The sequence below is a fragment of the Microbacterium sp. TWP3-1-2b2 genome, assembly GCF_049896145.1.
Taxonomy (GTDB): domain Bacteria; phylum Actinomycetota; class Actinomycetes; order Actinomycetales; family Microbacteriaceae; genus Microbacterium.
In genome coordinates this window covers 2,412,896-2,432,706 of sequence record NZ_JAFCTS010000001.1, presented here as the reverse complement: position 1 = coordinate 2,432,706, position 19,811 = coordinate 2,412,896, and the positions used below count along the sequence as shown (strand labels likewise).

Here is a 19,811-nt window from a genome sequence, read left to right as displayed (position 1 = left end):
GTCTCAGTCCCGCACGTTTCGAGCACCGGCACGTCTGAGGGGGTCGCAAGGTTCGGCAACTAGAATCCTGGCATGACCGCTCAGCCTGCACCGAAGCCTCGGGTCGGAGCTGCGCTCAATCGTGGTGCGGCCGAAGAGCTGGCGCGGACGCTGAGGGCGGTCGCTGATCCGACTCGTCTCCAGATTTTGAGTATCGTGCTGGGCTCGGCTGATGAACGGGCGACCGTAGGTCAACTGACGGAGGCGCTGGGGCTGCGGCAGCCGACAGTGACCCATCACGTCCGCATTCTCTTGGACGACGGGTTCCTGGCACGTGAGCAGGACGGCAAGCTCGGCTGGCTCTCCGTGCACCCGACGCGCCGCAGCGCCGTTGAGGATTTTCTGCGGTGAGCGAGGAGTCGCAGCACCGAGTGGGAAGCCCTCTCGGCGAGCGTGCTGCCCGGGAGCGCGCAGGTCAAGTGTCGGTTCTCGGTAACCCCGACACGCTCCGTGTTCTCAGCGCGCTTGCTTCCGGTATCAAAGCGCCGGACATAGCGGTTGTGCTGAATGCCGATCTCTCGGTCGTCGAGCAAGCAATCCACTCGCTGGAGCTCGTCGATCTCATCCGCAGCGATGACGATGTCTGGGTGCCGACCGTCGATGCCTGGGTCCGTTTCGGGAGACTGCTGTTGAGTGAGTCGATTGAGCCGACAACCCCCGAGGCTCCCGTCACGGCTCTCCCACGCGCTGTGGCCACCGTCGTTGACGACCTCTCTTACAGATTCAGTTCAACCTTCAGCCGCGAGACAGTGGCCGGTTATGTCGCCCAAAGCTACCTGTTGCTGAGCCAGCGAACGCGAGTGCGTGAGCACCTGTTGACGATGACCGCTCGGTACGCGGCCGACCGCTTGGACGCACTGGCGACTAGTCAGGGCCTGGTTCTCCGTGACACTCCTGAGGTCCTGTTTGTGTGCGTTCAGAACGCGGGGCGGTCGCAGATGGCTGGAGCCCTGCTACGTCATCTTTCGGGCGGCCGGGTGCACGTGCGTACCGCAGGTTCCTCACCGGCGGAGGGTGCACACCCTCGTGTTGCCGCTGCGCTCGAGGAAGTGGGCGTGGAGCTGTGGGGAGAGTTCCCGAAACCGCTGACCGATGAAGTGGTGCGTGCCGCCGACTACGTCATCACGATGGGGTGTGGGGATGCGTGCCCCGTCTTCCCTGGGCGCCGCTACATGGAGTGGGATCTACCGGATCCGTTGGAGCTCGACCAAGACGGTCTTCGTGGCGTTCGAGACGACATTCGCGCCCGGGTGCTACAACTCCTGGTCGAGCTCAAAGTGGAGCCTCAGGACGCGAGCCGGTAGCCGGCGACTCGCACCGTCTCGATGAGGGCTTGTGCGGGGGCGAAAGTCGCCAGCCGTGCGCGCAGCTTCGTCATGGCGACGCGAACAGAGGCGTGCGGATCCTCAAGGTCGGAGCCGAAGGCGAGGGCGAGTGTGTCAATGCTCACGCTCTCCGGGTACGCGCGCATGATCTGATGCAGGAGTTCGAATTCGCGCGGAGGAAGCAACAGCGCATGCTTCTGCCAACGGAGGCTGCGGTGCGTGATGTCGAGGGTCAGTTCCCCGAATCGGAGGGTGCGGTCCAGCGGCCCTGTCCGTGGGTGCAAGCGGGCCAATTCACGCAATCGGTCGGGGGTGATGGGGAGGCGGATGGTGCCACGCATTCCTGCCCGCATCGCGGCTTCAATCATCGACGTCTCCGTGTCTTCGCTCACCCCGAAGAAGATCGGTCCTCCGCACACCGGCTCGGCGATCTGCACGATGGCCGCCAGCCGGTCAACTGACTCCCCGCCGGCGAGGACGAGCGACGCCTCGTAGTCGTGGGCCAAGTCTGCCAGCGCATCGACGATCTCAGCGTGCACCGCTATCGGGACGCCTGCATGCCTGAACTCAGCGAAGCTTCCACGAAGGATCTCCGAACTGCGTCCGTGCAGAACGAACCGCGGGTCACCACCAGACGGGGAGGTCATCCGAATCGTCCGCTGATGTAGTCCTCCGTGCGCTGGTCCTGCGGCTGCTCGAAGATGTTCTTGGTGAGGTCGTATTCCACCAGGACTCCGGTGCGGTCCCCGGTCGTCTCGTCGGCCAGGGCGGTGAAGAATGCGGTGCGGTCGGCGACTCGTGCAGCCTGCTGCATGTTGTGGGTGACGATGATGATCGTGTAATCCTGGCGCAGCTCGTGCATGAGGTCTTCGATCCGCGAGGTGGCGATGGGATCGAGGGCCGAGCACGGCTCATCCATCAGGATCACGTCGGGCTGCACCGCGATGGTGCGAGCGATACACAGACGCTGCTGCTGTCCACCGGAGAGTCCGAACGCCGACTGCTTGAGCTTGTCTTTCACCTCGCCCCAGAGTGCTGAGCGTGTGAGCGCCTCCTCGACGAGGTCATCCATGTTGTCGACCTTCATCCCGGTGACGCGAGGGCCGTAGGCGATGTTGTCGTAGATCGACTTCGGGAACGGGTTGGGCTTCTGGAAGACCATCCCGATGCGTCGTCGAACCTCGATGGGGTCGACGCCCTTCGCGTAGATGTCTTCCTCTTGGAAGATGACGTTTCCTTCGACGCGTGCGCCGTCGACGAGGTCGTTCATCCGGTTCAGGGAACGCAGAAGCGTGGACTTGCCGCATCCGGAGGGGCCGATGAGCGCGGTGATCTCGTTGCGTCCGAACTCGAGGTTGACGCCGGTGACGGCCCGGAAGTCGCCGTAGTACACGTTGACGTCTTCGCAACGGATGAGTCCGCTGGGGGTTTCGGCAACCCGCCGTGAGTCTGCGGCCTGGAAGTGGGTGTGGGCCGCCGTCGGCGCCGCTGCGCTCGTGGAGGTGCTCGTGGAGGTGCTCATGGGTTTACCACCGTTTCTGGAACTTGTTGCGGATGAAGATGGCGAGGGCGTTCATCAGGATGAGGACGGCGAGCAGGAGGAGGCTCGTGGCGCCGGCGAGCTCGTGGAATCCCTCCTGCGGGCGCCCGGTCCAGTTGAAGATCTGGATGGGCAGCGTGGTGTATCCACTGAGCAGCCCGTTCGGATCGAACGTGATGTAGACGAGCGCACCGAGGACGAGCAATGGAGCTGCTTCGCCGAGAGCTCGGGACAGCGCGAGGATCGAGCCGGTCGCGATGCCTGGGGCCGACGCGGGAAGCACCTGCCTCCACGTCGTCTGCCATTGGGTGGCTCCCAGCGCCAGCGAGCCGTCGCGGATCTCCCGGGGTACGGCGCGCAGCGCCTCCCTGGTGGCGATGATGATGACCGGGAGGATGAGGAGCGTCAGCGCGAATGCTCCACCGATGACGATGTTCTTGTTGGTGACTCCGAGCATCGACAGGAAGGCGAGAGCGAGGAGACCGTAGACGATTGAGGGGACAGCGGCGAGGTTTTGAACGTTGAGCTCGACGAATCGGTTGAACCAGCGCTTCCGGTCGGCGAACTCCTCGAGGTGCACGGCAGCGGCGATGCCGAGGGGGAGGGTCATCACGGCGGTGGCCCCAATCGCCCAGACCGATCCGAGGATGGCGGGACGAGCTCCGGCTTCCTCCGGGTCTGCGGAGGGGAAGTTCGTCACCAGGTTCCAGGTGAGCTTGTTCTGTCCAGTGATGAAGATCGTGATCAGCAGAGTGACGAGCACAGCGAATGCGACGAAGAGCGACAGCCAAAGAAGTACGAGGAAGATGAGCGCGGTGGGACGCAGTTCGCCGTTTCGGCCGGTATTCAGCGGCCGGGTCGCGTTAAGCACACGGGACTCGGGAATGGTGGGCGCGGACATCAGTAGGCCTCCCGGAATCGGCGGACGAATCGGATGCTGATGAAGTTGATGAGCAGCGTGATGAGGAACAACAGCAGTCCGACAGCGAAAAGGGTGTTGTACTCGAGGCTTCCGACGCGGGAGTCGCCGAGGGCGGCGTTCGCGATGAAGCCGGTCATCGTCTGCCCCTGCTCCAGCGGATTGCTCACGAGCTGTGCCTGACTGCCCGCAGCGATTGCGACAATCATCGTCTCTCCGACGGCTCGGGAGATTCCGAGAACGACGGCGGCGACGATGCCAGACAGCGCGGCGGGGAAGACCACGCGGAGAGTGGTCTGCATGCGGTTGGCACCAAGAGCGGCACTTCCCTGACGAAGCGCGCTGGGGACAGCAGACATTGCGTCCTCTGCAATTGAGGCGATGGTCGGGATGATCATGACTCCCATCACGAGGCCGGCCGCGAGAACGCTGAATGCCCCGGTGGGGAGCTGCAGCCAGTCACGGAGGACGGTGCCCTGCACGAACTGGAGGGCGAAGAACCCATAGACCACGGTCGGGATACCCGCGAGGATCTCCAGCAGAGGCTTGAGCACCTTCCGCACTCGCGGTTTCGCGTACTCCGCGAGGAGGATCGCGGCACCGAGGCCGAAAGGAACGGCGACAAGGAGCGCGATGACCGTGGTCCACAGGGTTGCCGTAACCAGGGGGAGGACGCCGAAGGAGGCGTCCGCGAATCGCGGGGCCCAGCGCGTGCCGAAGAGGAACTCGAACGGTGAGACCTCTGCGAAGAAGCTCAGGGACGGGACCAGGAGCGCGATGACGATGCCCACGGTCGTGATGACCGTGATGGCTGCGGCAAGGCGCAGACAGAGTTTGATGAGGAACTCACCGGGCCGGCGGCGACCTGCGAAAGACGAGGAGGGGGCGGGGGCCCGGCCGGTAGCCGGGCCCCCGGGCCGCTCAGTGACGGTGGTCATGGTGACGTCCTGAGCGAGTGGTTCAGCCGAGGGACGCGAGCTCGTCCGAGGCAGTGGTGACCTGCTCCTCGGTGAGCGGCACGAACAGGGCGCGCTCGGCGATGTCGAGCGAGTTGGCGACGTAGAAGTCGACGAACGCCTTCACCGGCTCCTTGTCGACGTACGAGGCGTTGTTCACGTAGATGAACAGGGGGCGCCCGAGCGGCGTGTAGGTGCCGTCCTGGACGGTTTCGGTGCTCGGCATAACGCCGTCGACCGCGACGGCCTTGATGACGCCCTCGTTCTCTTCGACGTAGCTGAGCCCGAGGAACCCGATGGCACCGACGTCGCCTGCGACGCCCTGGATGGTGATGTTGTCGTCTTCCGAGGGGCTGTAGTCGGTGCGGATCGCGCCCTCTTCGCCGTTGATGGCGTCGGTGAAGTAGTCGAATGTTCCCGAGTCGGTGCCTGCACCGAAGAGTGTGATCGCCTGGTCGGGGAAGCTCGAGTCGACCTGGTTCCAGTTAGTGATCTCGCCCTCGGCCTCGGGGCCCCAGATCTTGTTCAGCTGCTCGACGGTGAGGTCTTCAGCCCAGTCGTTCTCGGGGTTGACGACGACGGACAGGCCGTCGTTGGCGGCGATGATCTCGGTGTACTCGATGCCGGCGGCCTCGCACTCGGCGGCTTCTTCGTCCTTGATGGCGCGGGAGGCGTTGGAGATGTCTGTCTCGCCCGCGCAGAAGGTCTTGAAGCCTCCACCGGTGCCCGAGGTGGCAACAGAGACGTTCACTCCGGACTCCTCATCGCGGAACAGGTCGGCTGCGGCTTCCGTGAGAGGGGCGACTGTCGACGACCCGTCGGTGTTCACCGAACCGGTCAATCCGCCCGATCCTTCACCGGAGCCGGTGGATTCGCCTGCGCTCGGCTGCCCGCCACAGGCGCTCAGCGCGAGAACGCCGATGACCAATGCTGTGGAGGCGAAGATCTTTGCTGTGGTCTTTCGCACGATTGCTTCCTTCATCTCAGACTCGTGACAGGCGGCCGATAGACCGCCTCGAATAGATGGTGATCTATTCGACGTATTGATAGAAGGTCATCTATGTGAACGTGAGGTTAACGGACTCGGAAGAACTCCCGCGGGTCGCAGGCAATCGCTCGGTTGACCGCCTAGGAGAACCGAGCGAAGGCGAGCGAGATCGCCGCGAGCCCGACGGCGATGAGGGCCATGGTCGAGTACGAGCCGGTGGCCACTGCGAGAAGCGGACCGAGTGCCGGGCCGAACGCTCCGACGAGCGTGATCGGAGCAGCGAAGATCCCGTTGATGGCGCCGTAGTTCTGGGTGCCCCAGCGATCCGCGACGGCGGAACCCTGGACAAGCGTCTGAGCGCCTCGCACGGCACCCGCAGCGATACCTATAGAGATCAGCAGCCACGGAGGCCCGGGAATCAGGGCCAGCAAGGTGAGGGAGACAACGCTGAGGCCGGCGGTCACCGTGAGGGGAACCCATGGTGGGGCAGTGTGCGGGCCGGCGACGTAGAGGAGTCGCCCGATCACCTGACCGGCGCCGAGGAGTCCGAGGGCCCAGGCGGCGAGCTCGTAGCTCATGCCCTTCTCTGTGAAGAGCGGGATGAGCGCGAGGGTCACGCTGAAGAGCGCAGCGGCGAGGGCGAACATGGAGAACTCGAGCATCCAGAATCGCCGCGTGCGCACGACCGTGCTCACCGTATGGACCTCTGCGGCGTCGTCGTGGCGAACGGGTGACCAGGTGCGCTCCAGGCTGAACCAGTGCAGCGGCGCGGTGATGAGAAGCAGGAAGCCGGCGAGTATCAGGAACATGGTCCGCCAGTCGGTTACCCCCAGCAGTCCGGCGACAATCGGAGCGAAGATCGTCGATGCGAGCCCGCCGGCCAACGTCAAGATCGTCATCGCCCCGCGGCGTCGAGCCCCGTACCGGCGAGCGATGACAGTGAACGCCGCTTGGTAGAGCACTGCCGATTGTGCGAGTCCCGCGATGACCCACCCCACGGTGAAGACTGCAAGGTTCGGTGCGAGAGCGACGAGCACGACGCCGAGCGGGCCGACGACGCTGCCAACAGTCATGATGAGGCGCGGCCCCCGCTCGTCGAGCCATCTCCCGACGAATACGCCAGCGAGGGCGGAGGCGACCAGGCCCGACGAGAATGACAGTGTGACCAGCGCCACCGGCCACCCGGTGTCATCCGCGACCGCGGGAGAGGCGACGATCAGTGCATAGAACAGGATTCCCCAGCTGATGATCTGCCCCACCGACAGCGCGGCTAGCCGGCCGCCCAGGTGTGGCGGAGGGGTACTCGCTGAGGTCACACCGCGCGGAGAGAGTCGGCAGCGGCATCCATCGCGTCGCCATTGAGAGCGAAGTACGCCCACTTGCCGCGCTGTTCACGCGTGACGAGGCCGGCGTCGGCGAGGAGCTTCATGTGGTGCGACACGGTTCCCTGCGACAGCCCGACAGGCTCGGTCAGATCGCAGATGCATGCCTCGCCGCCAGCCCCGGCGGCGATGAGGGACAGGAGCCTCACCCGCGTTGGATCGCCGAGCGCCTTGAACACGCGTGCAACCCGCTCGGCATCCGCGACGGTCATGGAGGGGGTGATTGGCGGGACGCAGCAGCTGGTCGATTCGATTGTCGTTGGCAGGCTCACGGGACTAGTCTGGCACGTATTGACAATCTTCGATAGATAGGCGACAGTCTTCATATTGAAATTTTTCGATTTGAGGAGATGTGATGTCTGAGCTTCCCGTCGTCGTCATCGGAGCAGGGCCGCAGGGCCTCGCCGCAGCGGCACACTTGGTCGAACGCGACGAGAATGTCCTCGTCGTCGAGCGCGGGCACGGCCCAGCAACTGCAGTCTCCGAGTGGGGACACGTGCGCTTGTTCTCAGCGTGGCCAGAACTCACGGACGCCGCTGCGCGCCGCCTGCTCGAGCCCACGGGGTGGAGCGCACCCGACTCGGGGTATCCGACCGGCGCGCAGTGGGTCAGCGACTACCTGGCGCCACTCGCGGATGTCCTGGGCGAGCGGATCCGCTACGCGACGACTGTCACCGGAGTCGCCCGCCAGGGCCGCGACAAAGTCGTCGACGCAGGCCGCCGGAGCCAGCCGTTCGTCGTCCACACCGTAGATGCCGCGGGCAACGAATCCCGCCTCCTCGCCCGTGCGGTCATCGATGCCAGTGGCACCTGGGGCCTGCCAAATCCCGCCGGGGCGGATGGGTTCCCGGCCCTCGGCGAAGCCGCCGCGTCCGATCTGATTTCGTACCGCATCCCATCCGATGTGTCGGACCTCGCCGGTTCGCACGTCGTGGTGGTCGGTGCGGGGCACTCAGCCACGCATGCCGTGCTGCGTCTGAGTGAGTTGGCCCGCCGGTCGCCGGGAACGCGCGTGACCTGGCTGCTACGCCGAGGGAGCGCCGCCAACGTCTTCGGCGGCGGAATCGGAGATGAGCTGCCGGAGCGTGCCGCGCTCGGTTCCCGCGCCCGCAAGGTGATCGACGACGGGGTCGTCGACCTGGTGACGGGGTTCCGTGTCGCCGAGTTCCAGCACGGAGTCGATGGTCTGACACTCGTCGCCGAAGATGGGCGCGAGGTGACGAATGTTGGGCGAGTATTCGCACTCACGGGCTTCCGCCCTGACACCGGGATGCTGCGAGAGCTCAGGATCGACCTCGATCCCACTCTCGAGGCGGTCGCAAGCATCGCTTCCGAGATCGATCCGAATATCCACTCCTGCGGATCGGTGTCCGCGACGGGCGCGAGAGAACTGGCGCAGCCGGAGCAAGGGTTCTTCATCGTCGGAGTGAAGTCCTACGGGCGAGCCCCAACGTTCCTCGCTTTGACTGGCTTCGAGCAGGTCCGTAGCGTCGCAGCTCACCTCGCTGGCGACCACGAGGCGGCCGCACGCAACGAACTCTCTCTCCCCGACACCGGTGTGTGCGGCGGATCCGGTGACTTCGATGACAATGCGGGGAGCTGCTGCGCAGCCCCCCAGACCCTGCAGATCGGCGCGCGGCCCGTCAGTGTCGGCTGATTGCAACTCATGAGGGGTGGGGCTTCCGAACCGAGCCCCACCTCTCAGCACTTAGCTGACGAGCCGAGCCGCCAAGCCACGCACCTTCGCGTCGATGGCGTCGCGGAGCTCGCGCACCCCGTCGGCCTCCCAGTTCGAGGGATCCGGGAATGACCACTCGATCAGCTCTCCACGCACCGCACCAGGCAGCGAGAGGCCCGGCTTCATCAGGACCACGACATCGGCCGCGTCGAGGTCTTCCGCTGTCACCGCCCGAGGCGTGGCCGCTGACGTGTCGATTCCGAGCTCGTGCAGCGATGCCGCGACGGCCGGGTTGATCGTCTCGGCTGGGGTGATTCCCGCACTCGTCGCGACAAGTCGCGCATCGCCGATGTGTGTCAGGAGATGGGCGCCGAGCTGGGAGCGCCCTGCATTGTGCTTGCATATGAACAGAACCGTCTTGGGCTGGGTCATCTGTGGTCCTCTGATCTCTTGACTGTCTCGAATGCTCCACCTGCATGATCTGTTCGCCAGGTGAAGAGCAGGTGAACTCCGTCAGCAACAGTTGCATTAGGTATCGACAGATGTCAATATAGACACATGTCGATTCAAGAGGTTGAGCTAGTTATCATCGGGTCCGGGCCTGCGGGCTACACCGCCGCGGTCTACGCCGCGCGTGCAGGTCTTGCTCCTGTGGTCCTCGCCGGTTCTGTGACGGCGGGCGGCGCGCTGATGACCACGACCGAGGTGGAGAACTTCCCCGGTTTCGTCGACGGCGTGCAGGGGCCTGACCTGATGGAGTCGATGCGCGCTCAGGCTGAGCGCTTCGGTGCCCGGATCCTCCTTGACGACGCCGTCCGCGTCGACCTCGACGCGACCATCAAAACGGTCGAGACCGGAGCTGGGGAGACCTTCCTCGCCCGTGCCGTCGTGCTCACGATGGGCTCCGCCTATCGCAAGCTCGGCTTGCCGGACGAGGATCGACTCACCGGTCACGGCGTCTCCTGGTGCGCCACCTGTGACGGCTTCTTCTTCCGTGAGCAGGAGATCGTCGTCGTCGGCGGCGGAGACTCTGCGAGGGAGGAGGCACTGTTCCTCACCCGCTTCGCGTCGAAGGTCACCGTCGTGCACCGCCGTGACGAGTTCCGGGCCTCGAAGATCATGGCGCAGCGTGTGCTCGACCATCCCAAGATCGAGGTCGCCTGGAACAGCGAGGTCGCCGGCCTCGTGGGCGCCGAGAAGGTCGAAGCCGTCACGCTACGCGACACCGTCACAGGCGCCGAGCGGACGATCTCGGCCACTGGAGTCTTCGTCGCCATCGGCCATGACCCGCGCTCCGAGATCGTCGCCGGCCTCGTCGATACGGATTCCGACGGCTACGTGCTCGTCGAGCATCCGTCCACGCGCACGAACCTCGCGGGGGTCTTCGCCGCGGGTGATCTGGTCGACCACACCTACCGTCAGGCAATCACCGCCGCAGGCACCGGATGCGCCGCAGCACAAGACGCCCAGCACTACCTCGCGTCGCTCGACGAGACCGCATCGGTACAGACCGAGACCGAGGAGGTCTTCGCATGAGCGCGCCCATCACTGTCACCGATGCCACCTTCCAGGCCGAGGTCATCGACTCCGAGATCCCCGTCGTCGTCGACATTTGGGCCACCTGGTGCGGGCCGTGCAAGCAGGTCGCACCCCTTCTGGATCAGCTTGCCGCCGAGTACGACGGCCGTGTGAAGATCGTCAAGCTCGACGCCGACCAGAACCCTGAGACGGTGACCGCAGTCGGTGTCACGTCCATTCCCACACTCGGGTTCTATACGGGAGGCACACGGGTCGACACACTCATCGGCGCCCACCCGAAGCCCATCATCGCCACGAAAATGGAGGCTCTCCTCGCATGAGCACCGCCACCGCACCTACCACCGTCCCGACCACCACGCGCCGCCTGTCGACCCTCGACCGCTGGTTGCCGCTCTGGATCGGTCTCGCCATGGTCGGCGGCATCGTCATCGGTCGCTTCATCCCCGGAGTCTCCGGTCTCCTAGCCGACCTCGAGGTCGGTGGAATCTCGATCCCCATCGCCCTCGGCCTACTGGTGATGATGTACCCGGTTCTCGCCAAGGTCCGCTACGACAAGGTCGCCGCGGTCACCGGAGACAAGAAGCTACTCATCTCCTCCCTGGTTCTCAACTGGCTCGTCGGACCGGCGCTCATGTTCGTTCTCGCCTGGGCGCTCCTCCCGGACCTGCCTGAGTATCGCACCGGGCTCATCATCGTCGGCCTTGCCCGCTGCATCGCCATGGTCGTGATCTGGAACGACCTCGCATGTGGCGACCGCGAGGCCGCGGCAGTGCTCGTCGCCATCAACTCGGTGTTCCAGGTCTTCGCCTTCTCGCTGCTCGGCTGGTTCTACCTGACGGTTCTCCCGGGCTGGCTCGGCCTCGACTCCCAAGGGCTCGAGATCTCGGTCTGGCAGATCGCGCTGAACGTGCTGATCTTCCTCGGCATACCCCTCGTCGCCGGATTCGCTTCCCGCTTCATCGGGGAGCGGACGAAGGGACGCGACTGGTACGAAGACCGCTTCATCCCGAAGATCGGCCCCTGGGCCCTCTACGGTCTCCTCTTCACCATCGTGCTGCTGTTCGCGCTCCAGGGCGAACAGGTCACCAGCCGCCCCTGGGACGTCGCTCGGATCGCACTCCCGTTGCTGGCGTACTTCGGGATCATGTGGTTTATCGGCCTCTTCACGGGCAAGGCGCTGGGGCTCGGATACGCCCGCTCGTCGACGCTGGCCTTCACTGCAGCGGGCAACAACTTCGAGCTCGCCATCGCCGTCGCCATCGGCACCTTCGGCGCGACCTCCGGCCAGGCCCTTGCCGGGGTCGTCGGCCCGCTCATCGAAGTGCCTGTTCTCGTCGGACTGGTCTATGTCTCGCTCTGGGCAGCCCGACGCTGGTTCCACACCGATCCATTCACCGCTGAAAGGATGTAGACATGAACGCCGTGCTGACCACCCAGGGTGACACCTGCAGTCCCGTCGCCAGCCACGCCATTGGCGTCGATGCGGCCACCTCGGTCGCCTCTACTCTGAAGGCGCTGTCGGATCCGCTCCGTCTTCGGATGCTGTCTGCCATCGCATCCGACCCTCGAGGGGAGTCGTGCGTCTGCGATCTCGCCGAGCTCGCCGAGGTTTCCCAGCCGACGGTCTCTCACCATCTGAAGGTGCTCAAGGACGTCGATGTCCTCACCTCGGAGCGGCGTGGAACCTGGGTCTGGTATCGGATCAACCCGAACCGGCGCAGCGCCGTTACGGCACTGCTGGAATCCTTCGCGCCCGCGACGCTCGCACCGTGGAGTGTCTCTGACGGCCGCGATGAGCCGCGGCCCGACTTCGACGCGCGGGTGACCCATCTCGCAGATGAACTCGCGGCAGAGGTCCCCGAGCTCGACCCCAATGTCGTGCTCACCATCGTCCGCGAGTCCTACACCGCCCTCGCCCGCACCGCGCGAGTCACCTCAGCACTCGTGCCACTGACCGAACGCTTCGCACGTCAGCGACTCGCCGACCTCACACGGGACCGCGACTCTGCTGTGCCCCAGGTGCTCTTCGTCTGTGTCGCCAACGCGGGGCGTTCGCAGCTCGCCGCCGCGCTCGTCAACAAGCTGGCGGGCGGCAAGGTCGTGGCTCGCTCGGCAGGATCGGCTCCTGCCGACGTCATCCATCCTCACGTCCGGTCGATTCTCGCCGAGATCGAAGGTGACGCTGCCGTCGAGCGCTTTCCGAAGCCGCTCACCGATGATGCCGTCCGTGCGGCGGACGTCGTCATCACGATGGGCTGCGGAGATGTCTGCCCGATCATCCCCGGCGTCCGTTACGACGACTGGGCAGTCGGCGATCCTGCTCTCGCATCGCGTGACGGTGTCGAAGCCATCCGTGACGACATCGCCGGCCGCGTGCGCGCGCTCGTCGAAGACCTTCTCCCTTGACCAACCCCTCGCACCAGGAGCAACCATGACTGACACGACCACCAAGCCCTCCGTTCTCTTCGTCTGCGTCCACAACGCCGGACGCTCGCAGATGGCCGCAGGCTTTCTCCGCGATATCGCCGGCGACCGCATCGAAGTCCGCTCCGCCGGCTCCATGCCCGCCGACCAGATCAACCCGACCGCCGTCGAAGCGATGAATGAACTCGGGATCGACATCACCGCCGAGCAGCCCAAGATCCTGACGACCGAGGCCGTGCAGGCCTCCGACGTCGTCATCACGATGGGATGCGGCGACGCTTGCCCGTTCTTCCCCGGCAAGCGCTACGAGGACTGGAAGCTCGACGACCCCGCCGGCCAGGGCATCGACGCTGTGCGCCCCATCCGTGACGACATCAAGGCGCGAATCGAGCAGCTGGTGAGTGAGCTCGTCTAACGAGGGGAACGTGCTCGCCGATCCGGGGTGCTTTCGTCAGTGATCGAATCGGGAGCTCGAGTCTCTCGATCTATCCCGATTCGCTCGCGTCAGCGTCAGCGCCAGACTGTGAGCTAGCGCTGTGTTCGAGGAGGACTCAGCGCCACAGGTCAATAAGCCCAGACGAGGTTCGCATCGGGTCCTGTTGCTACTTGCGACATTCGGGGCAGTGGGCGTGAGGTCTGCGGGTTCTGGTCTGAATCTTGGACGGCCACGAATATCCGCACGCACAGATCCACATGACTTTTCGACCCGACCCGACGGTGACCTCGGTAGGAGAGAGGGTGTTCGCTGGGTCCCATTGCTTGGCGAGGTCGGGGCGCAGAGTCGCAAGGTCGTTCTCGCCAGGGATGGGCAGCTTTCCTGCGCAGTAGGGGCAGCCGTGGCCGCACGTTCGATTCTTGACGGTCGCCGGCCACGAGTGGTTGCGATGGCAGATCCATGACACCTTCACGTGGGATGAGACTGTGACCTGATTCGGTGAGCAGTCGTTGCTGGGATCCCATTGAGCGGCGATGTCTGGCCGAAGCGTTGCGAGGTCGGTTGTACCCGGGATGGCAACGCGGCCGGAGCATGAGGGGCAACCTGAGCCGGCGTGTCGGTTGGCGACTGTCGCTGGCCAGGTGTGACCCTTCACGCAGCTCCATCGGGCTTCGTATTGGCTGCTGACGGTCACTTCGGACGGTGTCCGGTCGTTCGCGCCTGGTTTGTGGTCCCATTCCGAAGCCAAGTGAGGGTCGAGAGTTCCCAGGTCATTGAATCCTGCCAAGACGACGCGATTCGCGCACACGGGGCAGCCCGTCTTGTCCGTCGTGCGGCCCCAGACGGGGAGTTCCCACGTGTGACCCAGCGCGCAACGCCATACTGCGGGGAAATCCGAACCCGCGGTGACCTCGCAAGGAGTCTTGGAGTTCACGTGGTCCCACTGTTCGGCGAGTTGAGGGTGGGTGGTGGCGAGGTCGTTGAAGCCGGCGAGGGTGCGTTGGTTGGAGCAGTACGGGCACCCGTGTCCTGAGCAGCGGTTGCCGACAGCCGCGTCCCAGCTATGGTCGCAGGGGCCGTGCCACCAGACGACACGGTCTGATCCGGGGGTGACTGTCTCCGGAGTGATGGAACTGTCGTTGCGTTGGTAGTCCCACTCTGATGCAAGGCCTGGGTGAAGAGTGGCTAAGTCTGTTTCACCCGGTATCGCCCGGCTACCGGCGCAATAGGGGCAGCCGCTTTCTAACGTGGTGCGGGAGCGCACCTGGGCAGGCCAAGTGTGCTCCCGAGCCGCACACCGCCAGTTGATTTTTCGGGCGGAGGTGACGCTGACGTGATGGGGGTCCCCGCGGTTGGCTCCTGGGGTGGTGTCCCATTCCGCGGCAATGTCTGGCCGCAGGGTGCCGAGGTCGGTATGTCCAGGCCAGAAGTCCATGCCGATGCAGTAGGAGCAGTTCGTCTCTGCAAAGCCTCGCACGTGGGGGCTGGCTTCCCAGGAGTGCCCCTCTTCGCATAACCACCAGGCTTTGTGGGAGACATCGACTCCCGACCAGGGGTCTCGGGTGGGCGGGTTGCGATCCCAGTCCCATTCGGAGATGGCTTTCGGGTGTCGGAGGATCCATAGCGGGTAGTTGGCGGTGGCGTCGAGGATGCGGGGGACGTCGACGGTGTCGAGGGCGGCTTCCAGGGGGCGGAACTTCGTGGGGATGGTGTGGCGGCGGAGGGGGCGGAGCCAGAGAATCACCCGTTCGACGAGGATGTCGCTGTTGGCGAGGCCCAACGTTGTGTTGATGTCGAGTCGTAGATCTGCCGCCGACTGAGTGCGCCAGCGTGCGCAGTGCGAACGATTGGACAAGATCTGCAGAACGCGCACCGTCGAGCGGTACAGATGTGCGCGGCGATCGATCTCGCGTACCGCGCTCATCAAGGACGGATTCTGCGCGGTCTCTCCGTTCTGGGCGGAGAGCGTGTCGTTGTCGCGCACCATGGCCCACACTTGTCCGTGCAGTTGCGTGGTGACTCGCCCTGTCGCGACGAGTCGACGGAAGGAGAGTTCCGCGTTCCGGAGAGCGGGGCCGAAGGGAACGATCACCTGGGTATCGGGTTCGGTTCCGGGACCGACCCACACCATCTGCCCCGGGTGTCGGAGACAGAAGTTTTCCCGATCGTGGGGAATCTGCTCGATCGTCTCCCCGGCACTGCATAGGCGGCACAGGAAGCGCTGCGGGTAGGCCCGCGTGGAGTCCGGTTGCGCTAGACGTTTCATACGGAGGTAGTGGCCGGCCGGGCGCCCTGCCGTCGCCTCGACCACCCGAGCGGCGGTTTCGTCGTCGATCCAGACACGGTGGATGTTCGGTTGCGCTCGGCTGGTCAGTGCCCTCTCGGCGAAATCGAACGGCACTCCTGCGGCGTGGCATTGCCGCTGCGCGTAGGAGCGTGGCGTCTCAAGATGATGCCATTTGGGTCGTTTCGCCCACGCCTGCGTGCTGATCATGCGGCGTCCACCAAGTCGTCCAGGGTGACGTTGTGTGTGTTGAGCGTGGTGCGCCGGAGAGTGTCGAGAACCCCGAAGAGTCGCTCGCGGGTTACGGTCTCCGAGGTGCGCGATTCGTCGCGCAAGATGGACGCGACTAGGCGGTCCACGATCATCGCGAGAACGGCGAGTTTCCCGTCGGCGGCGTGGACTAGCGTGCCGGCGTTGCGGGTGAGAAGGCCGTGGACGTGCCCGCATAGTGGTAGGAAGCTGTCGAAGGTGGCGACCCATTTGATCCATTGTTCGAAGTCCTCTTGGACGGCGGGGTCGATCTTGTCGAGTGTGACGAAGTCGCAGCGTGCGCTGACTTGCAGGCCGTCGCCCGTCTTGAATGCTTGGTCGAGATTGATTCCAACCAGGACGACGGTCGCACAGGACTCGTTCTGGAGAGCCTTGATGACACTGGAGGGTTCGGTCCCGCCAAGCTTGTGCGCTTCGTCGATCACCAGCAGCTTCGTGCCATGTCGATGGAGGGCTTCGACGGCAAGCTTCCGCAGCCGGTCGGTGGCAATCTGTTTGGGGAGAACGATCGTGGGGGCGAGAAACTCCATGATCTGGGCAAGGAGAGCTTTTCCGGTCGAGTGTTCGGTCATCTCCACCCAGACGACCGGTGCGTCTCCGTCTCTGAGGTAGTCGGGGTATTGGGCTGCGTGTCTGCGTTCTACGGATCGGGCCAACAGGAGAGCGAGCTCTGTCTTGCCGGAGAACATCGGCGCGGATATCATCAGCCCGCGCCGCGAGTTCTTCAGCCGAGGGTTGATTCGGATGAGGTCCTCCAGAATGCGAGCGCAGACCGCTTGCTCGCGTGTCTTCACCCTCAACGTCAGCCGGAGAAAGTCTTCGCGAGCTTGGTCGTATAGCTCTCGGGCTTCACTGTCCAGATCTGTGTACTGCCGGAAGGTGATCTTCGGCGGGGATGCGGGCTCGGCGTCGAATGCTTCTCGAAGCCCTGCAAGGCTGGTCTTGCGGTCATGGTGGAGGACGAGTGGGGTGATCTTCATGAATCAAGCTCCTCTGCTTGCGCGAGATGTATGTCGGGGGACGTCCAATCGATGGTGCTGATGTCGACGGGTTTGGCCCATTGCCGTAATGGGATCGGCGTCGTTGTCGAGGGGCCTGACTCGCGTTGAGCTTCGACCTTGAGGCGCTGTTGCTCTCGCTTGTGCTGGGTGCGTTTCCGTTTGTCTCCTCGTTCCCGACTCTCGACACGATCAATCCACTCGCGACGGCGGTCGGGATCGTCGATCGCGGCGTCGGGGTATCGGGCAAGGAGTTTCATGTCTATCTCGGCGACCATCGGTGCTGTCTTTTCCCGCAGAGCGATGTCCCAGCACTCGATCCACATACCGGTTTCTGGGTGACGCACCCAGACGGCATTGGCGTTGTAGGGGTCGAAGCTCACTGGGAATTTCCTGGCTTTCGCGGATCCCGGTTCAGCGCCCGTGAGGGAGCGATTGCGCAGATCTTCCAGATGGGGTGAGTCGTAGCGGCGATTGTGGAGTTCGATCCCTGCACGGCCGATCATGCGTCGTTCGGTGGGCAAGAGTGCGAGGTACTCCTCAACTCCGAAAGGCACCGGAACGCCGGGTCCTACAGCGAACAGTTCGGCGTACATCTGATTCGGGGTGAAGATGCGCCCTGGATGCCTCATCGATCTCAAGCCACGGTGAGGCCTGTTCAGGTAGATATTCGTTATCCAGCTGTCGAGGATGAGGCGAAGCGAGTCCAGGGTGAGCGTGGGGTCGTCTTTGGCGGCCCTATGGGCGACGGAGTTCCCCACGAATCCAGCCAGCCATGCGGCGAAGTCTGTCGAGAGCGTGCCGAAGTTGCGTTCAACGTGTGGTTTTACCGTCGGTGTTCTGGAGGGGGCAAGTTCCCTGTGGATTCCGTACGCACTGCAGGCGTCTCTGAACGTGCGGGACCGAAAATCTGCTCCACCATCGATAGTGATCGATCGCGGGAAGATCCATGGGACGGCCAGAGAATCGTCGGTGAGGAAGGGGTTCACCTGCTTCATCAGGTTGGACGGCAACGTGGCTGACCCTGCGAGGGTGGCTGCTCCTGAACCAGGTACGGCTTTGCGTCCGATGACAGCCCGGGCGAGCAGGAGCGCATGGTCGAATCCGCCGGGGCTGTCCGCGTGAATCGCCCAAGCGAGCGGTACCCGGCTTGCGACATCGAGAAGCACGGTGAGTGTCGGCCGGAACTCACTGTTCTCATCCCAGACGAGAACGTCGAGTTTCGTTGAATCGATCTCGCATCGCTCCCCAAGTTGATAGGCAGCCCCGGAGTAGTACTGACGCTTGGGGCTGTTGTCGGTGTTTCGCCGGGTGGTCGCTTTGTCGAAGCTGTAACGGCCGGCAGCCCGCTCGTTGATGTAGCCCTGGAGGGTGCGAGCCTTGATCTCACATAAAGGATCGCCGGGGTAGGTGGTCTCGAGCGCTCGCCTCACCAAGACAGCGCACCGGCGTTTGCTGCTCGTAGACTTGTCCGTCTGACGATCGAGGAATCGATCGATGATCGTCACCAGCCGTGGGTCTGCTCGGCTGATGGCGAGTCGCTGCTCGCCCTTGCGATGCATGCGGGCATTCAGTCCGGCTGCACCGCCTTGCTGGTACGTCTTCCACAGGAGGTGAAAGGTGCTGCGCGCTCGCCCAAGTGAAGTGCCTTTTAGCTCGAGCAGCTTCGCGTCAATACGTGCGTTCTGAGTTGTCAGCGCAGGGTCATATTGTGCCCGAGGAGCGGAGGCCAACGGATCCATCGGCTTGCCAGTGAAGGCCTCAAGGAGATGGGCTTCCATATCGCATACGTCGGTCGGCCATGCATCCCCGTCCGGCCGAAGAGATACGATGCGATCCCGTTGGGCTGTTCCGGCCTGGAGCAGGAACTCGTCTACGGACATGATCAGGTGTCGGTGGGGTGCGGTCTCAGATCGGAGCTTCACCTCTAGGCCAGGGATGATGTGGACCCAGACCCAGCTCTCGCCGTCAATGTCGAAAGTGTCTCCGAGCTTCAGCTTCTTCTCGTCAGACACCGATCGCGTCCGTTCTCTCCCGATGGGCGGTAGTCAGTAGCGTGTTGCTGTTGAAGACCGCCGACAGATCGACCTCGAGCAGCCTGCGCCAGGCGAGGTTGTCAATCCAAGCGCAAGCAAGAGGTGGGCAATCTGGTGATGCCAGCTCGCATAGCTCCCGGCGAGTCTTGCCGAGAGTTGCCGCCTCGAGGATCCTGTCCTCGACGGCAGCGGGCGGCCTGCAGCGGTCATGACGCGACGCCGACAACCATTCGACCACGCGGGTCGCATGAAGGCTGTGGCCGGAAAGCACCTGATAGTGCCAGCCGAGCGTTGCCGACGCTCGCGCCGTCTCATCGAACTGCAGTTGCGCATACTCGTCGATGAGTTCCTCTGGCCTCACGTCCCGAACGGCGTAAGAGCCGTCCGACATCTGCAACAGGAAATCCGGCACATGCCAATGACCGGCCATCGGCGAGCGGACGCCGAACACCACGCCAAACGGCTGCGACCACACCCTTTCGACCTGTCCGCCAAAATCGAGCCACATCAGTTCGTCGCGCTCGAACTGAGACTCGCACCAGACGTGACTGCGGGTGCGGCTCCAGAAGTACTCAGATCCCGTGAAGAAGTGGCTGGCGCCCTTCGATACTCGAACCTTCATGGGGTCGATGACCGACCAATCCAAACGGCCGAGACTTCGGTCGACCGGTGCGAACGAGGTGTTGTTCGCATAGCCAGTCTCCGAACGATGATCACGCGGCACCCAGTGCAGCTCCGACTCTTTCGAGAACCGTCGACGAGCGATCATCCGTGCGATCTCAGCTGGCTTCATCATCACTCCCGGAGGGAGGCGGAGTGCCGGTAGGCACATCTTCGTCGCCTGCGCCCAGGATCAGCCCGGTCGGCTTCGACGGGCTTCCGACACACCGGCGCGGACCGGATATCGTTCGATCTGATCACGAGTGGCCCGACGTGAAGCGAGAACCGCATCGTTGGGCGCCCGATGTCACTCGGGACTCCACCGGCTTCCGTCGCA

Annotated in this window: 20 protein-coding genes; 8 read left to right on the top strand and 12 right to left on the bottom strand. The window is 64.2% G+C overall.

Annotation, left to right across the window (positions count from 1 at the left end; genetic code table 11):
• Nucleotides 1–72: 72 nt before the first annotated feature.
• Together ACP7AR_RS11990 and ACP7AR_RS11985 are read left to right on the top strand one after the other, a co-directional pair.
• On the top strand, nucleotides 73–390 hold the full coding sequence (locus ACP7AR_RS11990) for an ArsR/SmtB family transcription factor (protein WP_040568244.1): 318 nt from the start codon (nucleotides 73–75) through the stop codon (nucleotides 388–390).
• Nucleotides 387–1,343, top strand: coding sequence for a low molecular weight phosphatase family protein (locus tag ACP7AR_RS11985; RefSeq protein WP_270366663.1), 957 nt, complete (start codon nucleotides 387–389; stop codon nucleotides 1,341–1,343). The genes ACP7AR_RS11990 and ACP7AR_RS11985 overlap by 4 nt, the downstream gene beginning before the upstream one ends.
• Here the strand turns inward: ACP7AR_RS11985 and ACP7AR_RS11980 are convergent.
• The 7 genes from ACP7AR_RS11980 to ACP7AR_RS11950 form a co-directional block, all read right to left on the bottom strand.
• Nucleotides 1,325–2,011, bottom strand: coding sequence for a winged helix-turn-helix domain-containing protein (locus ACP7AR_RS11980; RefSeq protein ID WP_026049690.1), 687 nt, complete (start codon nucleotides 2,009–2,011; stop codon nucleotides 1,325–1,327). The two genes, ACP7AR_RS11985 and ACP7AR_RS11980, sit on opposite strands and share 19 nt — an antisense overlap.
• Entirely contained in the window at nucleotides 2,008–2,778 is a 771-nt protein-coding gene (pstB, locus tag ACP7AR_RS11975; protein WP_120230266.1) for a phosphate ABC transporter ATP-binding protein PstB, read from the bottom strand. Before pstB ends, ACP7AR_RS11980 begins: the two co-directional genes overlap by 4 nt.
• A 112-nt stretch (nucleotides 2,779–2,890) precedes the next feature.
• A complete protein-coding gene (pstA, locus tag ACP7AR_RS11970; protein ID WP_426185958.1) occupies nucleotides 2,891–3,805 on the bottom strand; it encodes a phosphate ABC transporter permease PstA in 915 nt (304 codons plus the stop codon).
• Nucleotides 3,805–4,761, bottom strand: coding sequence for a phosphate ABC transporter permease subunit PstC (gene pstC / locus ACP7AR_RS11965; RefSeq protein ID WP_136054606.1), 957 nt, complete (start codon nucleotides 4,759–4,761; stop codon nucleotides 3,805–3,807). The genes pstA and pstC overlap by 1 nt, the downstream gene beginning before the upstream one ends.
• A gap of 22 nt (nucleotides 4,762–4,783) precedes the next feature.
• On the bottom strand, nucleotides 4,784–5,746 hold the full coding sequence (locus tag ACP7AR_RS11960; protein WP_426185957.1) for a PstS family phosphate ABC transporter substrate-binding protein: 963 nt from the start codon (nucleotides 5,744–5,746) through the stop codon (nucleotides 4,784–4,786).
• A gap of 161 nt (nucleotides 5,747–5,907) precedes the next feature.
• Nucleotides 5,908–7,026 carry an MFS transporter gene (locus ACP7AR_RS11955; RefSeq protein WP_426185956.1) on the bottom strand — a complete coding sequence of 373 codons (1,119 nt, stop codon included), beginning with the start codon at nucleotides 7,024–7,026 and terminating at the stop codon, nucleotides 5,908–5,910.
• A 53-nt stretch (nucleotides 7,027–7,079) separates the two neighbouring features.
• Nucleotides 7,080–7,475, bottom strand: a complete 396-nt coding sequence (locus ACP7AR_RS11950) for an ArsR/SmtB family transcription factor (RefSeq protein WP_426185953.1) — start codon at nucleotides 7,473–7,475, stop codon at nucleotides 7,080–7,082.
• 29 nt (nucleotides 7,476–7,504) lie between these two features.
• On the opposite strand from ACP7AR_RS11950, the gene ACP7AR_RS11945 reads away from it, so the two are divergent.
• Nucleotides 7,505–8,806 (top strand): NAD(P)-binding domain-containing protein, encoded by a 1,302-nt coding sequence (locus ACP7AR_RS11945; RefSeq protein WP_426185951.1) that lies wholly within the window; start codon nucleotides 7,505–7,507, stop codon nucleotides 8,804–8,806.
• A 51-nt stretch (nucleotides 8,807–8,857) separates the two neighbouring features.
• On the opposite strand, the gene ACP7AR_RS11940 is transcribed toward ACP7AR_RS11945, so the two are convergent.
• Nucleotides 8,858–9,259, bottom strand: a complete 402-nt coding sequence (locus ACP7AR_RS11940; RefSeq protein ID WP_426185949.1) for a low molecular weight phosphatase family protein — start codon at nucleotides 9,257–9,259, stop codon at nucleotides 8,858–8,860.
• A 126-nt stretch (nucleotides 9,260–9,385) separates the two neighbouring features.
• On the opposite strand from ACP7AR_RS11940, the gene trxB reads away from it, so the two are divergent.
• From trxB to ACP7AR_RS11915, 5 genes are read left to right on the top strand one after another with little or no spacing between them, the layout of a single operon-like run.
• Complete coding sequence (gene trxB, locus ACP7AR_RS11935) at nucleotides 9,386–10,363, top strand: thioredoxin-disulfide reductase (protein ID WP_426185947.1); 978 nt, start codon at nucleotides 9,386–9,388, stop codon at nucleotides 10,361–10,363.
• Nucleotides 10,360–10,686 (top strand): thioredoxin, encoded by a 327-nt coding sequence (gene trxA, locus ACP7AR_RS11930; protein ID WP_292765925.1) that lies wholly within the window; start codon nucleotides 10,360–10,362, stop codon nucleotides 10,684–10,686. Before trxB ends, trxA begins: the two co-directional genes overlap by 4 nt.
• Nucleotides 10,683–11,777, top strand: coding sequence for an ACR3 family arsenite efflux transporter (gene arsB, locus ACP7AR_RS11925; RefSeq protein WP_426185945.1), 1,095 nt, complete (start codon nucleotides 10,683–10,685; stop codon nucleotides 11,775–11,777). The genes trxA and arsB overlap by 4 nt, the downstream gene beginning before the upstream one ends.
• A 2-nt stretch (nucleotides 11,778–11,779) precedes the next feature.
• The gene (locus tag ACP7AR_RS11920; RefSeq protein WP_275093356.1) at nucleotides 11,780–12,772 is read left to right on the top strand and encodes a metalloregulator ArsR/SmtB family transcription factor; all 993 of its coding nucleotides are present in this window, start codon (nucleotides 11,780–11,782) and stop codon (nucleotides 12,770–12,772) included.
• 25 nt (nucleotides 12,773–12,797) lie between these two features.
• Nucleotides 12,798–13,205: an arsenate reductase ArsC gene (locus ACP7AR_RS11915; protein WP_029264080.1), complete on the top strand. Its 408-nt coding sequence runs from the start codon at nucleotides 12,798–12,800 to the stop codon at nucleotides 13,203–13,205.
• Between the two features lie 187 nt (nucleotides 13,206–13,392).
• Here the strand turns inward: ACP7AR_RS11915 and ACP7AR_RS11910 are convergent, their stop codons facing one another.
• From ACP7AR_RS11910 to ACP7AR_RS11895, 4 genes are read right to left on the bottom strand one after another with little or no spacing between them, the layout of a single operon-like run.
• Nucleotides 13,393–15,720 (bottom strand): zinc-ribbon domain-containing protein, encoded by a 2,328-nt coding sequence (locus tag ACP7AR_RS11910; RefSeq protein ID WP_426185942.1) that lies wholly within the window; start codon nucleotides 15,718–15,720, stop codon nucleotides 13,393–13,395.
• Nucleotides 15,717–16,760 (bottom strand): TniB family NTP-binding protein, encoded by a 1,044-nt coding sequence (locus ACP7AR_RS11905; RefSeq protein ID WP_426185940.1) that lies wholly within the window; start codon nucleotides 16,758–16,760, stop codon nucleotides 15,717–15,719. Before ACP7AR_RS11905 ends, ACP7AR_RS11910 begins: the two co-directional genes overlap by 4 nt.
• The gene (locus tag ACP7AR_RS11900; RefSeq protein ID WP_426185938.1) at nucleotides 16,757–18,793 is read right to left on the bottom strand and encodes a Mu transposase C-terminal domain-containing protein; all 2,037 of its coding nucleotides are present in this window, start codon (nucleotides 18,791–18,793) and stop codon (nucleotides 16,757–16,759) included. The genes ACP7AR_RS11905 and ACP7AR_RS11900 overlap by 4 nt, the downstream gene beginning before the upstream one ends.
• Nucleotides 18,786–19,610 carry a TnsA-like heteromeric transposase endonuclease subunit gene (locus ACP7AR_RS11895; protein WP_426187737.1) on the bottom strand — a complete coding sequence of 275 codons (825 nt, stop codon included), beginning with the start codon at nucleotides 19,608–19,610 and terminating at the stop codon, nucleotides 18,786–18,788. The genes ACP7AR_RS11900 and ACP7AR_RS11895 overlap by 8 nt, the downstream gene beginning before the upstream one ends.
• Between the last annotated feature and the right edge of the window lie 201 nt (nucleotides 19,611–19,811).